The organism is Kluyvera sp. 142486 (assembly GCF_046569695.1).
Lineage (GTDB): Bacteria > Pseudomonadota > Gammaproteobacteria > Enterobacterales > Enterobacteriaceae > Kluyvera.
The window spans coordinates 244,058-259,959 of the sequence record NZ_JBKHUI010000002.1 but is presented as its reverse complement, the minus strand read 5'-3'; the positions used below and the strand labels follow the sequence as shown (position 1 = coordinate 259,959).

The window sequence follows — 15,902 nt, the reverse complement described above, 5'->3', positions numbered from 1 at the left end:
GGGGCCGTGGTAGGCCAGATAAGGCAACGCCGCCATCCGGCAATGTGCGCCGAATGGCCTGATGGCGCTACGCTTATCAGCCCTACCAGCTATACCCCTGACACGCCCCGCGCAGCCGCGATAAAAACTGCTGGGCGTTGGCCGTAAGCGCCGATTTCTGCGACCAGACCGCGCAATACTGCGCGGCGGGCAGGGTGGAGACCGGCAGCGTGACGATTTTTCCTTCGAGCTTAAGCGGCTGGCTCATAGCGCGAGCGACGATGGTCAGGTAGTCGGATTCCAGCACCATATTCAGCCCGGTTATTACCGAATCGGTACGCAGCGGCGCAATCGCCAACTGGCGATAAAAGTGGGCGAGCTCGTTCTGTAGCTGCTGGTAGTAGCCCATCGGCGACTCCGGCAGCAGCCATTTTGCCCGCCGCAGCGCCATCAAATCTCCTTCATTCGCCAGCGGATGCCTGTGGCGCGCCACCACGCAAAACGGGGTGGTGAACAGCGGCTCAATCATCACCCCTTCCGGCGGGTGCATCGGGTCGATGGAACCGACGGCCAGGTCTATCTCACCGCTACGCACGCCGGGCAGCAGCGAAGAGAGCTGCCCCTCTTTGAGGGTGAGCGCCACCTGCGGCAGCGCCTGCTTAAAGGCGTCGGCGACGGCGGGAAACACCGTTAGCGCAATGAGCGACGAGTAGCCGATGGTCAGCCGTCCGTGAGTGGCATGGTTTATCTGCTCCACCTCATCGGCGGCGCGACGCAGCTCCTCCAGCACCCACTCCGCGCGCTGCGAAAAGGCGCAGCCTGCTTCGGTCAGGGTGATGCCTTCTTTGCTGCGCAGTAAAAGTTGCGTCCCCAGGGTTTGCTCCAGCTCACGCAACGTGCGGCTAAGCGCGGGCTGAGACTGCCCCAGTTCGCGGGCGGCCGCACGGATGCTGCCGCTGCGCGCCACCTGCTTTAGCGCCTGCAGCTGGTTCACTTTTGGTAAATATTTCACCGCTTACCCCTATCAGAAAAAAGCATCACCTATAGAAAAATTACATCTTCCCGCCTTTCGGGTAAAGCGCCAGGATACGTAGGGGCAATCGTCCTCACACAACATCTATCTTCATGAGACACAAGGCGGAAAAATAATGAAAAGTCAGTCTCAAATGATCTTTTTGCTGTTTATTGGCTACGTATTTGTCTACATCGACAAGACCGTGACCGGTTTTGCGTTATTGCCGATCGAAAAAGAGTTTGGCCTTAACGCCGAACAGTTGGGCTATATCACCGGGATCTTCTTCCTCGCCTATTCCCTGTTTCAGGTGCCTGCCGGCTGGCTGAACGACCGAATTGGCTACAAAACCATGCTGGTGCTGTCGCTGGCGGCGCTGGGTATTTTCGCACTCTGCTTCGGCGCGCTGGGCGCGAGTTTCGGCCTGCTGCTGCTGTTTCGTTTTCTGGCGGGAGTGGGCCATTCCGGCTACCCGTGCTCGTGCGCCAAGGCGGTGGTCAGTAATTTCAGCGTCGAGAAGCGCACCTTCGCCCAGTCGATTTTGCTCTCTTCTGCGGGGCTGGCGATGACCATCGGGCCGATTATCGCGGTGAACGCGCTAGCGATGATGGGCTGGCACACCTCGTTTACCGTACTGGGGGTGATGGTCTGCGTGATTGCCGCGCTGATTGCCCTGCGCGTTCCGCGCCAGCAGGTGATGCCGAGCGTGAAAAAGCAGTCCGTTTCCGGCGCGGCGCTGTGGCGTAACCCAACGGTTATCCTGCTGTTTCTGTCGATTTTCTGCGTCAACATCCCCAGCTATGGCCTGATGGCGTGGCTGCCGAAATTCTTCGTCCAGCATATGGGGATGTCGCTGTCGGCTTCCGGCTATGTGGTGGCGGCGGGAGGATTAGGGATCTGGATCTCCTCACTCGGCACCGGCTGGCTGGTGGGCAAATATTTCCTCAACCGCGAACCGCTGGTGATTGCCATCAGCGCGGTGCTGAGCGCGGTGGCGATTTTCGCCATCTTCCATGCCACCACGCCGCTGGCTGCCAGCCTGCTGCTGTTCGTCGGTGAGGTCTTCCTGATGGCGACGTTTGTCACCGCTTTTACGCTGCCGATGAAGCGGCTGCCGGAAAATATGATGGGCTCGGCGATTGGCTTGATCAATACCGGCGGCACGCTGGGCGGCTTTGTCTCACCTATCGTGATTGGCTACCTGGTGGAGAACACCCACGGTTACGCCAGCGCGTTTACGTTTCTGTCACTGGCGATGGTCTGCTCCGCCCTGGCGGTGCTGCCGCTGATGAAGCGCCGTACCGTCGCCAGCCTGCCTGTTGTTGAGTAGAAGGAAAATCTGATGAATCACACCACTGAACAGTTAATCTCTGCGGCCTTTGAAGATGCGCTGCGCTGGCGTCGCCATATTCACGCCCATCCGGATTTATCGTTTCAGGAGAAGCCAACGGCGGACTATATCGCCCGCGAACTGGCGTCGTTTGCTGGTCTGGAGATCAGCCGCCCGGTGGAAAACAGCGTGATTGCCGTGCTGCGCGGCGCGCATCCGGGGCCGATGTGGGCGCTGCGCGCCGATATCGACGCGCTGCCGCTACAGGAAGAGAGCGGTGAAAGCTTCTGTTCAACCGTGCCCGGCGTGATGCACGCCTGCGGCCACGATGCCCATGCGGCGATGCTGATGGGGGCGGTCAAAGTGCTCTGCCAGCTGCGCGACCGGCTGCATGGCAGTATTAAGTTTATTTTCCAGCCTGCCGAAGAGGTGCCGCCGGGCGGCGCGCGCGAACTGGTGGAGCTGGGCGTGGTGGACGATGTGGAGCATATTTTTGGTCTGCACGTTTTCCCAACCAGCCCGGTGGGGACGATCGCCTTAAAAGAGGGCGTTTATGTGGCCTCCAGCGACAACTTTGATATCACCATTCGCGGTAAAGGCGGCCACGGTTCGATGCCGCAGCACTGTATCGACCCGGTGACCATCGGCGCTGAAATGGTCGGCGCATTACAGCAGATTGTGGCCCGCAATATCGACCCCGGCACCGCGCCGGTGCTGACCATCGCCACCTTCCAGGCGGGCGATAGCTATAACGTTATCCCTGACAGCGCGCGCCTGGCGGGCACGCTTCGCACCCACAATCAGCAGGTACGAGAAGCAGTGCCGGGGCTGATGTCGCGCATTGTGAACGGTATTGCGGCAGCGCACGGCGCGGGCTGCGATATCCAGTGGCAGAAAGGCTACGCGGTGGGCAATAACCACGAGGCGACCAACATTATTGCCCGCGAAGCGATTGACCGCCACTTCCCGGCGGGCACGCTGAAGCTGGAAGATAAGGCGCTGTTCGGCAGCGAGGATTTCTCCTCATATCAGGAGAAAATTCCGGGGACGTTCCTGTTTATCGGCTGCGGTAATAAGGAGAAAGGGGCGACGTGGAACGTGCATAACCCGCATTTCCGCATTGATGAAGATGCGCTGGCGGTGGGGATTAAGACCCATATTGCGTTGGTGAGTCAGTTGTTGAATCTTGAGTAGGGTTACCCCTCACCCTAACCCTCTCCCCTCAGGGGAGAGGGGACCGAATGTGCGGGCAGAAAGCCCCTCACATTCAGATAAACGCATCACTTCCCGCTCAGGCTCCGGCGAGCGCAGCAGCGCCTGCAGAATAATCGCCCCAATCACGTCAAACGCCGCCTTAAGCATCTCTTTCTTTTCGAGTATTACCTTACCGACTGTTCTGCCTCGTTTTTTTATATTTCGAAATGGGTCCAGAATTGGATACCTAAATATAGAGCCAATTTGTACTAAAGTTGATAAAATAACGGCTAAATAACTTTTGTTATAAATAATATTATTCAGCGACAATTATTGTTGCTTTTTATATATCCGATATTCCTTTCGGTTGGATCTTTGTATTTAAAATAAATGGAAATAATTTAATAAACTGCGGAGTATCTCTTGATGCTCTATTTTTTATCATTTCTAAAATTAATACTGTATAAAATGAATAAATTATATTTATTATGTCGTTATGGCGTGTCTTATTCTTTAGCTCAATTGAAGCAGGCTCAGCGTGTATTATCTCCGTTGTTGTTACTGATCCCGCTGCAATCGATGGCAGATGTGCCAACGACGGAAAATGCTGACGTTAATCCTTTTAGTGATACGCTGAGCAAGACGGCTTCCGCGCTGGCATCAACCGATTCAAATGGTGGCGCAGCGGCTGCGTCGTCCGTCGCATCAAGCTATGCTTCTTCCTCCGTGGAAGGTTGGCTTTCGCAGTTCGGTACTGCCCGCGTGCAGTTGAATGTGGATGACAATGGTAACTGGGACGATAGCGCATTTGATTTTCTGCTGCCATTTTACGATAACAAAAAAACGGTGATCTTCACTCAATTGGGGATGCGTGCACCGGACGACCGTTTTACCGGAAACCTTGGTTTTGGTGTCAGAACATTTAATTCATCCAACTGGATGTTTGGTATTAACAGCTTTATTGATGATGACTTTACTGGTGGTAACCGTCGTGCTGGATTTGGTGGCGAAGCCTGGACCGATGATTTAAAACTATCGGCAAACGGCTATGTCGGTATTACCGATTGGCACAGTTCACGTGATTTTGATGATTACGATGAAAAACCGGCAGATGGTTTTGATGTTCGTGCTGAAGGTTATTTACCGACTTATCCGCAGCTTGGCGCAAAGCTCATGTACGAGCAGTATTACGGCGATAACGTGGCGCTATTTGATACCGACCACCTGCAAAAAGATCCATCTGCGGTCACTGTTGGTCTGAACTATACGCCGATTCCGCTGGTGACCGCAGGCATTGACTATAAACGCGGTGAGGATTCGGTGGATGACACCCAGTTCTCCTTAGCCTTCCACTACGTGCTGGGACAATCATTGTCATCACAGTTGTCGGGCGATCAGGTGGCGTATCGTCGAAGCCTTGCAGGCAGCCGTTACGATCTGGTCGATCGTAATAACGAAATTGTACTGGATTACCGCAAGCAGGAAAAACCAACGCCAGACGTGACGACCACGACTTTAGCAATACAAATCGTACGTAACGGGGTGGATTCTGATGGTACGACCAAAGATATCGCCGTGGCGCGGGTCACCGATTCTGACGGTACGCCGATGGCAAACGTAACCGTTAACTGGTCTGTTAGCGGTTCTGCGAAGCTGGCCCGAGCGTCCAGCATAACGGATAGCAACGGTCTTGCTACCGTGGGCTTAACTGATGGGGTCGCAGAAACGGTGGACGTGACCGCGACCGTAGAACAGCAAACGAAGACCTCGAAAGCCACGTTTGTTGAGGGAAGCGGTGGTGATAAGACCAAGCACATCGTGGTCAGCACGGTGAGGGGGGCTGCAAGCGCTGATGGCCAGGATCGCGGTGTACTGAAAGCGGTCGTCACCGATGAAAACGGTAAGCCGATGAGTCATCAGACCGTGTCATGGTCTGATAGCTCGAATACGGCGCAGGGCAATAAAACGGAAACCACGACCAATGATAGCGGCGTCGCGCTCTTTGCCTTAACGGATACCGTTCCGGAGAAAGTGACGGTAACGGCGAAAATGGATGATATCAGCGGTTCCGGCAGCGTAACGTTTATTCAGGGCTCGCAGATTATTACCAACGTTGAGATGTCTGCCGTGAAAAATGGCGTTATTGCCGATGGCGTTCACCAGAATGTCGTGCAGGTATCGGTTGAAAATGGTCAGCACGAACCAGCAGTCGGTGAAACAGTGAGCTGGTCGCTGGTGTCGCCGTCTTCTAAGGCCGAGATTAAACGTTCGACAACGGTGACGGATGCGAAGGGTAATGCGTATGTCAGCTTAGCGGACACATCGGCAGAAGACGTACAGGTGCAGGTGAAAGTCGGCAAGCACCAAAGGAGTTTTACATCGAACTTTACCGCTGAATCTATTGGTCAAGTTGATGGGCCGATTCCTACTGGCATCGGATCGGATGATGTTGTCAATATCAATGAATCCAGCGGCGGCGTTGATTTCCAGATAACGCCTTATGAGGGGATGAAGGAAGGGGACCAGATTGTGCTGCACTTCCAGGTATACGGCGATGATGGTGGCCCGTCCTATAACCCACGTAGCCAGACCTGGACCTCTTCGGTCCACACGGTGACCGCGAGCGAAGTAGGTCATCCGATTACCATGAATGCACCGCAAAGCGCATTCTACGACGATAATGGTATTGGGATCACAGACACGGATTACGATACCACCGGAGCCTATGCCGTGGTGAAAAGCGTCAGCAGCGGTCAGACGGTGAAATCCTCCTTCACGCATATGGGTGTCGCGACCATTATGGGATAAGTTTTCGAACCACCCCGGGGTTGGCTAGCGCCTCGCCCGGGCTACATGAACGGTAGCCCGGCTAAGCGTAGCGCCGCCGGGGGGTTAGGTCAGCTGGCCGGGTTCATTTCCAGCTCAGGCTCCGGCGAACGCAGCAGCGCCCACAGAATAATTGCACCAATCACGTCAAACGCCGCCAGCACCGCGAACAGCGGGCTGAAGCCTAAGGTGTCGGCCAGTGCGCCAACCACGAGCGCGAACAGCGTGCTCGCCGTCCAGGCTGCCATGCCGGTAAAACCGTTGGCGGTGGCTACTTCGCCCGGATCGAACATATCGGAAGAGAGCGTAATCAGCGCACCGGACAGCGACTGGTGGGCAAAGCCGCCGACGCACAGCAGGGCGATAGCCACGAACGGGCTGCTGAACAGGCCGACCATGCCCGGCAGGATCATCAGCGCCGCGCCCATGGTCACTACCAGTTTACGGGACACCACGATATTCACGCCAAAGATGCGCTGGAAGATCCCCGGCAGATAGCCACCGATGATGCAGCCCATATCGGCAAACAGCATCGGGATCCACGCGAACATGGCGATATCTTTCAGGTTAAAGCCGTAGGTGTGCACCATAAACAGCGGGATCCACGCGTTGAACGTCCCCCATGCCGGTTCAGCCAGGAAGCGCGGCAGGGCGATACCCCAGAATTTACGTTGACGCAGCAACTGGCCGATATGCACCTTATCCACCACCTTGCGCTCCGGCTGGCCGTCGGTGATGTAGTCGAATTCCTCTTTGCTCAGGCTTTTGCACTGCCCCGGGCGGTTATAAACCAGGTACCAACCCAGCGCCCAGACCATGCTGGCAACCCCGACGATGATAAACGCCAGACGCCAGCTGTGAATGAAGATGGCCCATGCGACCAGCGGCGGCGCAATAATCGCCCCCATGGAGGAGCCGACGTTAAAATAGCCGACGGCAACGGAACGCTCGTTATCCGGGAACCATTCGGTTACGGATTTCAGACCCGCTGGGATCATCGCACTCTCGGCGAAGCCGCCCAGGCCGCGGAACAGCGCCAGACCCTGCCAGCTGTTGGTGAAGGCGGCGCCAATACAGAAGATGGCCCACATACCACCAAACAGGGTGTAGCCGACTTTGGTGCCAAGGGTATCCAGCACATAGCCGGCAATAGGCTGTGCGATGGTGTAACAAGCGGAGAAGGTTGCCACAATCCAGGAATATTGCTGGGTCGTGATGTGGAGATTGCTCTGCAGCGTAGGCGCGGCGGCCGAAATAGTATTGCGGGTTAAATAACACAGGATTGTGCCAAGCGTGACAAGAGCCACCATAAACCAGCGCTTATGACCAGTGGTGCGCATAAAACTTTCCTTTACTTCTTAGAATGTGAAACGGCCTGTGCTGGGTCGACAGGCACAACTACGGTCATACAGAGAGAAGATAATTTGCTGGGCCAAAAAGAGGCGGGAGCAACGCACTGCGGTCCATTTATGAGATTTAGTGAATCCGTGTCACATTTTTTCCGAATACTAAACTCATGTTTCAGAAATTTTTGTGATCCAATTCAAAATTATTAAGATGGCATACCACCTAAGTGTATCAAGGTAAGTAACGGCGTAATGAGGCGTGAAGAGAGTGGGATGCTGCCTGATTTACATCAATAAACAGGCAGATTTTGGAAACTATTTTTGCAGGGAGATGAATTCGTGCAGCAGGGCGGTGAGCTGCTTCATTTTTTCAGGCGTGAACTGTTTTTCAATCTGTTGATAGGCCTCTTCCACTTTTGCCTGCGCGCGCTCGTAAAGCGCATACCCCTCTTTGGTTAGCGAGACGTACAGCTTGCGCTGATCGTTCACCGGCTTCAAACGCAGCACCAGACCATCGCGTTCCATGCGGGTCAAAATTCCCGTCAGGCTCGGGCGCAAAATACAGGTGGCGGCGGCCAGGTCGTGGAAATCCATCGACGGGTTATCGACCAGTACGCGGACAATGCGCCACTGCTGCTCTGTCAGGTTGTGCTGCTTTACGATCGGCCGAAAATAGGTCATCGCCACTTCCCGCGCCTGCATCAGGGCGATGGTTAAAGAATCGTGCATTCTGCCTCTCCAGCCTTCTCATTATTAATATATGAACAATATAGCAATGTTGCTTTTATCAACAGATGATTTTTACCTAAAACCAGCCCTTAACGCAACGGCGTTTTATAATTCATTGATAAATAATGATTAAATTAATTTAATGTGAAATTATTGTTAATCAAGTCACAAAAAAATGACATTCGTTTGCTAAATAGTCGATGGAGGAATAAAACAGATCATTAACATATTAATGAAGTGTTCGTCGTCTCTGAGGAGCTGTAAATGAAAGGTACCGTTTTCGCCGTGGCGCTCAACCACCGCAGCCAGCTTGATGCCTGGCGCGACGCGTTCGAGCAGGCCCCCTACAAGGCACCGCCTAAAACCGCCGTCTGGTTTATCAAACCGCACAATACCGTCACTGAAGGCGGTCAGCCGATTCCGTTCCCAGAGGGGGAAACGGTATTAAGCGGCGCAACGGTGGCGCTGGTGGTGGGCAAAACGGCCCGTAAAGTCCGCGTGGAAGAGGCGGCAGACTATATCGCTGGTTACGCGCTGGCGAACGAAGTCAGCCTGCCGGAAGAGAGCTTCTACCGCCCGGCAATTAAAGCCAAATGCCGCGACGGCTTCTGCCCGCTGGGCGAGGTGGTGAGCGTTGATAACGTCGACAACCTGACCATCATTACCGAAATTAACGGTCGTCACGCTGACCAGTGGAGCACCGCCGACCTCACGCGTAGCGCCGCCGAGCTACTGAGCGCTCTGAGTGATTTCGCCACCCTGAACCCCGGCGATGCCATTCTGATTGGCACTCCGCACAGCCGTGTTGCACTGCGCCCAGGCGACCAGGTGCGAGTGCTGGCGGAAGGCTTCCCGCCGCTGGAAAACCCGGTGGTTGCCGAAGCGGACGCCCGCCCGATATCGCGCCCGCATGACCACGGCACGCTGTTTGCGTTGGGGCTGAACTACGCCGACCACGCTAGCGAGCTGGACTTTAAGCCGCCGGAAGAGCCGCTGGTGTTTATCAAAGCGTCGAACACCTTCAACGGCGACAACCAGACTTCGGTGCGCCCGGATAACGTCGAGTACATGCACTACGAGTCTGAGCTGGTGGTGGTGATTGGCAAAACCGCGCGCAAGGTGAGCGAAGCCGATGCGATGGACTATGTCGCGGGCTACACGGTCTGCAACGACTACGCCATCCGCGACTACCTGGAAAACTACTACCGCCCGAACCTGCGGGTAAAAAGCCGCGATGGGCTGACGCCGATTTCCCCTAACGTTGTGCCAAAAGCGGCGATTCCCGATCCACACAACTTAACCCTGCGCACCTACGTTAACGGCGAGCTGCGTCAGGAAGGCACCACCGCAGATCTCATTTTCAGCGTGCCGTTCCTGGTCTCCTACCTCAGCGAATTTATGACCCTGCAACCGGGCGACATGATCGCCACCGGCACGCCGAAAGGGCTGTCCGACGTGGTACCGGGTGATGAAGTGGTGGTGGAAGTCGAGGGCGTGGGTCGCCTGGTGAACCGGATTGTCAGCGAGGAGTCTGCAAAATGAAAAAGATTAACCATTGGATCAACGGCAAAAACGTCGCCGGTCAGGACTATTTCCACACCACCAACCCGGCGACCGGTGAAGTGCTGGCGGAAGTGGCCTCCGGCGGTGAAGCGGAAGTGAACCAGGCGGTGGCGGCAGCGAAAGAGGCTTTCCCGAAGTGGGCTAACCTGCCGATGAAAGAGCGCGCGCGCCTGATGCGCCGTCTGGGCGACCTGATTGACCAGAACGTGCCGGAAATCGCGGCGATGGAAACCGCCGACACCGGCCTGCCGATTCACCAGACCAAAAACGTGCTGATCCCACGCGCGTCGCATAACTTCGAGTTCTTCGCCGAAGTGTGCCAGCAGATGAACGGCAAAACCTACCCGGTTGACGACAAGATGCTCAACTACACCCTCGTGCAGCCGGTGGGGGTGTGTGCGCTGGTGTCGCCGTGGAACGTGCCGTTTATGACCGCCACCTGGAAGGTCGCGCCGTGTCTGGCGCTGGGCAACACCGCGGTGCTGAAGATGTCCGAACTGTCGCCGCTGACCGCCGACCGTCTGGGCGAGCTGGCGCTGGAAGCGGGCATTCCGGCGGGCGTGCTGAACGTGGTGCAGGGCTACGGCGCCAGCGCCGGTGATGCGCTGGTGCGCCATCATGATGTACGCGCCGTCTCCTTTACCGGCGGCACCGCCACCGGGCGCAACATCATGAAAAACGCCGGTCTGAAGAAATACTCGATGGAGCTGGGCGGCAAATCGCCGGTGCTGATTTTTGAAGATGCCGACATTGAACGCGCGCTGGACGCCGCGCTGTTCACCATCTTCTCCATCAACGGCGAACGCTGCACCGCCGGTTCGCGCATCTTTATCCAGCAGAGCATCTACCCGGAGTTCGTCAAACGCTTTGCCGAACGCGCCAACCGTCTACGCGTCGGCGACCCGAACGACCCAAATACTCAGGTTGGCGCGCTGATTAGCCAGCAGCATTGGGAAAAAGTCTCCGGCTATATCCGCCTCGGCATTGAAGAGGGCGCGACCCTGCTGGCCGGCGGCCCGGAAAAACCGACCGATCTGCCGGCGCATCTGCGTGGCGGCAACTTCCTGCGCCCAACGGTGCTGGCGGACGTCGACAACCGCATGCGCGTCGCCCAGGAAGAGATTTTTGGCCCGGTCGCCTGCCTGCTGCCGTTCAAAGATGAAGCGGAAGGGCTGCGTCTGGCGAACGACATTGAGTACGGCCTGGCCTCTTATATCTGGACCCAGGACATCAGCAAAGTGCTGCGCCTGGCGCGCGGCATTGAGGCCGGGATGGTGTTCGTCAACACCCAGAACGTTCGCGACCTGCGCCAGCCGTTCGGCGGCGTGAAGGCCTCCGGCACCGGCCGCGAAGGCGGCGAGTACAGCTTTGAAGTGTTCGCGGAGATGAAAAACGTCTGCATCTCAATGGGCGACCATCCAATCCCGAAATGGGGAGTTTGATATGGGTAAGTTAGCGTTAGCAGCAAAAATCACGCACGTGCCGTCGATGTATCTTTCTGAAATTCCGGGGAAAAACTTCGGTTGCCGTCAGGCGGCGATTGATGGGCATAAAGAGATTGGCAAGCGCTGCCGCGAGATGGGCGTCGACACCATTATCGTGTTCGATACCCACTGGCTGGTGAACAGCGCCTATCACATCAACTGCGCGGAGAGCTTTAAGGGCATCTACACCAGCAACGAGCTGCCGCACTTTATCCGCGACATGACCTACGACTATGACGGTAACCCGGAACTGGGTCAGCTGATTGCCGACGAAGCCGTGGCGCTGGGCGTGCGCGCCAAAGCGCACAACATTCCGAGCCTGAAGCTGGAGTACGGCACGCTGGTGCCGATGCGCTATATGAACGCCGATAAGCACTTCAAAGTGGTCTCTATCTCGGCGTTCTGCACCGTGCACGACTTTGCCGACAGCCGCAGGTTGGGCGAAGCCATTCTGAAAGCCATCGAGAAATACGATGGGACGGTGGCGGTGTTTGCCAGCGGCTCGCTGTCGCACCGCTTTATCGACGACCAGCGCGCGGAAGAGGGGATGAACAGCTACACCCGCGAGTTCGACCACCAGATGGACGAGCGCGTGGTCAAGCTGTGGCGCGAAGGCAAGTTCAAGGAGTTCTGCACCATGCTGCCGGAGTACGCCGATTACTGCTACGGCGAAGGCAATATGCACGACACCGTGATGCTGCTGGGGATGCTGGGCTGGGATAAGTTCGACGGCAAGGTGGAGTTCATCACCGACCTGTTCGCCAGCTCCGGTACCGGGCAGGTGAACGCTGTATTCCCGCTGCCTGCGTGAGGAACAACCATGCCGCACTTTATTGCTGAATGCACCACCAACATCCGCGAACAGGCTGATTTACCGGGCCTGTTCAGCAAGGTGAACGAGGCGCTGGCCGCCACCGGAGTTTTCCCGACAGGCGGCATCCGCAGCCGCGCCCACTGGCTGGATACCTGGCAGATGGCCGACGGGAAGCACGACTACGCGTTTGTGCATATGACGCTGAAAATCGGCACCGGGCGCAGCCTGGAGAGCCGTCAGGAGGTGGGGGAGATGTTGTTTGGGTTGATTAAAGCCCACTTCGCCACGCTGATGGACAGCCGCTATCTGGCGCTGTCGTTTGAGATAGACGAACTGCACCCGACGCTGAATTACAAACAGAACAACGTGCACGCGTTATTTAAATAAGACATCGGCACGGTCGGTCCCCTCGCCCCTTTGGGGAGAGGGTTAGGGTGAGGGGGGAGACCTCCGCGGCCTGATGCCCTCACCCCGGCCCTCTCCCACAGGGAGAGGGAGAAAACACAGCCACAGGAATCACTATGCTCGATAAACAAACCCGTACCCTGATTGCCCAGCGGCTGAATCAGGCCGAAAAACAGCGTGAGCAGATCCGCGCCGTGTCGCTGGATTACCCGGACATCACCATCGAAGACGCCTACGCCGTACAGCGCGAATGGGTGGAAATGAAGATTGCCGAAGGGCGCACGCTCAAAGGCCACAAAATCGGCCTGACCTCCAAAGCGATGCAGGCCAGCTCGCAGATTAGCGAACCGGACTACGGCGCGCTGCTCGACGACATGTTCTTCCATGACGGCAGCGACATTCCAACCGATCGCTTTATCGTCCCCCGCATTGAAGTAGAGCTGGCGTTCGTGCTGGCGAAACCGCTGCGCGGACCGAACTGCACGCTGTTTGATGTCTATAACGCCACCGACTACGTGATCCCGGCGCTGGAGCTGATTGACGCCCGTAGCCACAACGTGGACCCGGTAACCCAGCGCCCACGCAAGGTGTTCGACACCATCTCCGACAACGCCGCCAATGCGGGCGTGATCCTCGGCGGTCGCCCGATTAAGCCCGACGAACTGGACCTGCGCTGGATCTCCGCGCTGCTCTATCGCAACGGTGTGATTGAAGAGACCGGCGTCGCCGCGGGCGTGCTTAACCACCCGGCCAACGGCGTGGCGTGGCTGGCGAACAAACTGGCACCGTACGACGTTCAGCTGGAAGCGGGGCAGATTATTCTCGGCGGCTCGTTCACCCGTCCGGTTCCGGCGCGTAAGGGCGACACCTTCCACGTCGACTACGGCAACATGGGCGCGATCACCTGCCGGTTCGTATAAAGGAAAAAACGATGATGAAGAACAGTTTTAAAGACGCGCTGAAAGCCGGCCAGCCGCAGATGGGCCTGTGGCTGGGGCTTTCCAGCAGCTACAGCGCCGAACTGCTGGCAGGGGCGGGCTTCGACTGGCTGCTGATTGACGGCGAACACGCACCGAACAACGTCCAGACCGTGCTGACCCAACTGCAGGCGATTGCCCCATACCCAAGCCAGCCGGTGGTGCGCCCGTCGTGGAACGATGCGGTGCAAATTAAACAGCTGCTCGACGTGGGGGCGCAGACCCTGCTGGTGCCGATGGTGCAGAACGCCGATGAAGCGCGGGCCGCCGTTGCCGCGACCCGCTACCCGCCGCAGGGCATTCGCGGCGTGGGCAGCGCGCTGGCGCGTGCGTCCCGCTGGAACCGTATGCCGGACTATCTCCATCAGGCCAACGACGCGATGTGCGTGCTGGTGCAGATTGAAACCCGCGAAGCGGTCAGTAACCTGGCGCAGATCCTCGACGTTGACGGCGTAGACGGCGTGTTTATTGGCCCGGCGGATCTCAGCGCTGATATGGGCTTTGCCGGTAATCCGCAGCACCCGGAAGTGCAGGCGACGATTGAAAAGGCCATCGGGCAGATTCGTGCGGCGGGGAAAGCGCCGGGCATTCTGATGGCTAACGAACAGTTGGCGAAGCGCTATCTGGAACTGGGGGCGCTGTTTGTCGCCGTCGGCGTCGATACCACGCTGCTGGCCCGTGGCGCAGAAGCGCTGGCGGCGCGCTTTGGCGCGGAGAAAACCTCGCTGGGCTCGTCCGGCGTGTATTGACCCCTGCCGGATGGCGCTGCGCTTATCCGGCCTACCGTAGGCCCGGCAAGCGCAGCGCCCGGGCAAAACCTGCTTCACCCTACGCAAATTCCCATCAGAGGAAAGGATAATGAGCGACACATCACCTGCAATCCCGGAGCAACTCAACCCGGCCGACCAGCACAAGCAGCTGACGGCGGGCCAACAATCGGTTATCAACAAACTGTTTCGTCGTCTGGTTCTGTTTTTGTTTGTGCTGTTTATCTTCTCATTCTTAGACCGTATTAATATCGGCTTTGCCGGGCTGACGATGGGGGCGGATCTCGGCCTCAACGCCACCATGTTCGGCCTCGCCACCACGCTGTTTTACGCCACCTACGTGATTTTCGGCATCCCCAGCAACATTATGCTGAGCATCGTCGGCGCGCGGCGCTGGATTGCCACCATTATGGTGCTGTGGGGCATCGCCTCTACCGCTACCATGTTCGCCGTCGGGCCAAAAAGTCTGTACGTGCTGCGTATGCTGGTGGGTATCACTGAAGCCGGGTTCCTGCCCGGCATTCTGCTGTACTTAACCTATTGGTTCCCGGCGTTTTTCCGCGCCCGCGCCAATGCCCTGTTTATGATTGCCATGCCGGTAACCACCGCGCTGGGCTCGATTGTCTCGGGCTATATTCTGTCGATGGACGGCCTGCTGAACATGCACGGCTGGCAGTGGCTGTTCCTGCTGGAAGGCTTCCCGGCGGTGCTGCTCGGCGTGATGGTTTGGTACTGGCTTGATGACTCCCCGGCGAAGGCCAAGTGGCTGACCGATGAGGATAAAAAATGCCTGCAGGAGATGATGGATAAAGACCATCTGACCCTGGTGCAGCCGGAGGGCGCGATTAGCCACAGCGCCATGCAGCAGCGCAGCCTGTGGCGCGAAGTGTTTACGCCGATCGTCCTGATGTACACGCTGGCCTACTTCTGCCTGACCAATACCCTGAGTGCGATCAGCATCTGGACGCCGCAGATCCTCAAGAGCTTTAACGAGGGCAGTAGCAACATCACCATCGGCCTGCTAGCGGCTATCCCGCAGGTGTGCACTATTCTGGGTATGATTTACTGGAGCCGCCACTCGGACAAGTACCAGGAGCGTAAGCACCACACGGCGCTGCCGTTCTTGTTTGCCGCCGCCGGCTGGCTGCTGGCGTCGGCGACCGACCATAGCCTGATCCAACTGTTGGGGATCGTGATGGCGTCGACCGGTTCCTTTAGCGCGATGGCGATCTTCTGGACCACGCCGGATCAGTCCATCAGCCTGCGGGCGAGGGCGATCGGCATTGCGGTGATCAACGCCACCGGCAACATCGGATCGGCGCTGAGTCCGTTTATGATCGGCTGGTTGAAAGATGTGACCGGCAGCTTTAACAGCGGATTATGGTTTGTCGCGGCGCTGCTGGTGGTTGGGGCGGTGATTATCTGGGCGATCCCGATGAAGTCCTCGCGCCCGCGCGCCACGCCGTAAGGAGCCGT

14 protein-coding genes are annotated in these 15,902 nt (G+C 57.3%); 10 read left to right on the top strand and 4 right to left on the bottom strand.

Translation table 11 applies throughout. From position 1 onward, the window contains the following. Window positions 1–82: 82 nt before the first annotated feature. Window positions 83–991 carry a LysR substrate-binding domain-containing protein gene (locus tag ACLGE8_RS03475; RefSeq protein WP_410996463.1) on the bottom strand — a complete coding sequence of 303 codons (909 nt, stop codon included), beginning with the start codon at window positions 989–991 and terminating at the stop codon, window positions 83–85. A gap of 136 nt (window positions 992–1,127) precedes the next feature. Here ACLGE8_RS03475 and ACLGE8_RS03470 point away from each other — a divergent pair, with 136 nt between their 5' ends. Next, window positions 1,128–2,321, top strand: a complete 1,194-nt coding sequence (locus ACLGE8_RS03470) for an MFS transporter (RefSeq protein ID WP_410996461.1) — start codon at window positions 1,128–1,130, stop codon at window positions 2,319–2,321. A 12-nt stretch (window positions 2,322–2,333) separates the two neighbouring features. Then, window positions 2,334–3,515, top strand: a complete 1,182-nt coding sequence (locus tag ACLGE8_RS03465; protein WP_410996459.1) for an amidohydrolase — start codon at window positions 2,334–2,336, stop codon at window positions 3,513–3,515. Between the two features lie 9 nt (window positions 3,516–3,524). Here the strand turns inward: ACLGE8_RS03465 and ACLGE8_RS03460 are convergent, their stop codons facing one another. After that, window positions 3,525–3,845: a hypothetical protein gene (locus ACLGE8_RS03460; protein ID WP_410996457.1), complete on the bottom strand. Its 321-nt coding sequence runs from the start codon at window positions 3,843–3,845 to the stop codon at window positions 3,525–3,527. A gap of 96 nt (window positions 3,846–3,941) precedes the next feature. Between ACLGE8_RS03460 and ACLGE8_RS03455 the strand changes: the two genes are divergently transcribed. Next, entirely contained in the window at window positions 3,942–6,323 is a 2,382-nt protein-coding gene (locus ACLGE8_RS03455; RefSeq protein ID WP_410996455.1) for an inverse autotransporter beta domain-containing protein, read from the top strand. Between the two features lie 89 nt (window positions 6,324–6,412). Here ACLGE8_RS03455 and ACLGE8_RS03450 read toward each other — a convergent pair whose 3' ends face one another. Continuing rightward, entirely contained in the window at window positions 6,413–7,681 is a 1,269-nt protein-coding gene (locus tag ACLGE8_RS03450; RefSeq protein WP_410996453.1) for an MFS transporter, read from the bottom strand. 321 nt (window positions 7,682–8,002) lie between these two features. Beyond that, a complete protein-coding gene (gene hpaR, locus ACLGE8_RS03445; protein ID WP_185667227.1) occupies window positions 8,003–8,416 on the bottom strand; it encodes a homoprotocatechuate degradation operon regulator HpaR in 414 nt (137 codons plus the stop codon). A gap of 264 nt (window positions 8,417–8,680) precedes the next feature. Between hpaR and hpaG the strand changes: the two genes are divergently transcribed. The 7 genes from hpaG to hpaX all read left to right on the top strand — a co-directional run bounded on the left by hpaG (window position 8,681) and on the right by hpaX (window position 15,894). Next, complete coding sequence (gene hpaG, locus ACLGE8_RS03440) at window positions 8,681–9,958, top strand: 4-hydroxyphenylacetate degradation bifunctional isomerase/decarboxylase (protein WP_410996451.1); 1,278 nt, start codon at window positions 8,681–8,683, stop codon at window positions 9,956–9,958. Continuing rightward, window positions 9,955–11,421 (top strand): 5-carboxymethyl-2-hydroxymuconate semialdehyde dehydrogenase, encoded by a 1,467-nt coding sequence (gene hpaE, locus ACLGE8_RS03435; protein ID WP_410996449.1) that lies wholly within the window; start codon window positions 9,955–9,957, stop codon window positions 11,419–11,421. The genes hpaG and hpaE overlap by 4 nt, the downstream gene beginning before the upstream one ends. A 1-nt stretch (window position 11,422) precedes the next feature. Then, window positions 11,423–12,274 (top strand): 3,4-dihydroxyphenylacetate 2,3-dioxygenase, encoded by an 852-nt coding sequence (gene hpaD / locus ACLGE8_RS03430; protein ID WP_410996447.1) that lies wholly within the window; start codon window positions 11,423–11,425, stop codon window positions 12,272–12,274. 9 nt (window positions 12,275–12,283) lie between these two features. Further along, window positions 12,284–12,664 (top strand): 5-carboxymethyl-2-hydroxymuconate Delta-isomerase, encoded by a 381-nt coding sequence (locus ACLGE8_RS03425; protein WP_410996445.1) that lies wholly within the window; start codon window positions 12,284–12,286, stop codon window positions 12,662–12,664. Between the two features lie 134 nt (window positions 12,665–12,798). Beyond that, window positions 12,799–13,602, top strand: coding sequence for a 2-oxo-hept-4-ene-1,7-dioate hydratase (hpaH, locus tag ACLGE8_RS03420; RefSeq protein WP_220440524.1), 804 nt, complete (start codon window positions 12,799–12,801; stop codon window positions 13,600–13,602). Between the two features lie 14 nt (window positions 13,603–13,616). Then, window positions 13,617–14,408: a 4-hydroxy-2-oxoheptanedioate aldolase gene (gene hpaI, locus ACLGE8_RS03415; protein WP_410996629.1), complete on the top strand. Its 792-nt coding sequence runs from the start codon at window positions 13,617–13,619 to the stop codon at window positions 14,406–14,408. Window positions 14,409–14,517: 109 nt separating this feature from the next. Next, window positions 14,518–15,894, top strand: coding sequence for a 4-hydroxyphenylacetate permease (gene hpaX, locus ACLGE8_RS03410; protein WP_410996443.1), 1,377 nt, complete (start codon window positions 14,518–14,520; stop codon window positions 15,892–15,894). The last annotated feature ends 8 nt before the right edge of the window (window positions 15,895–15,902 follow it).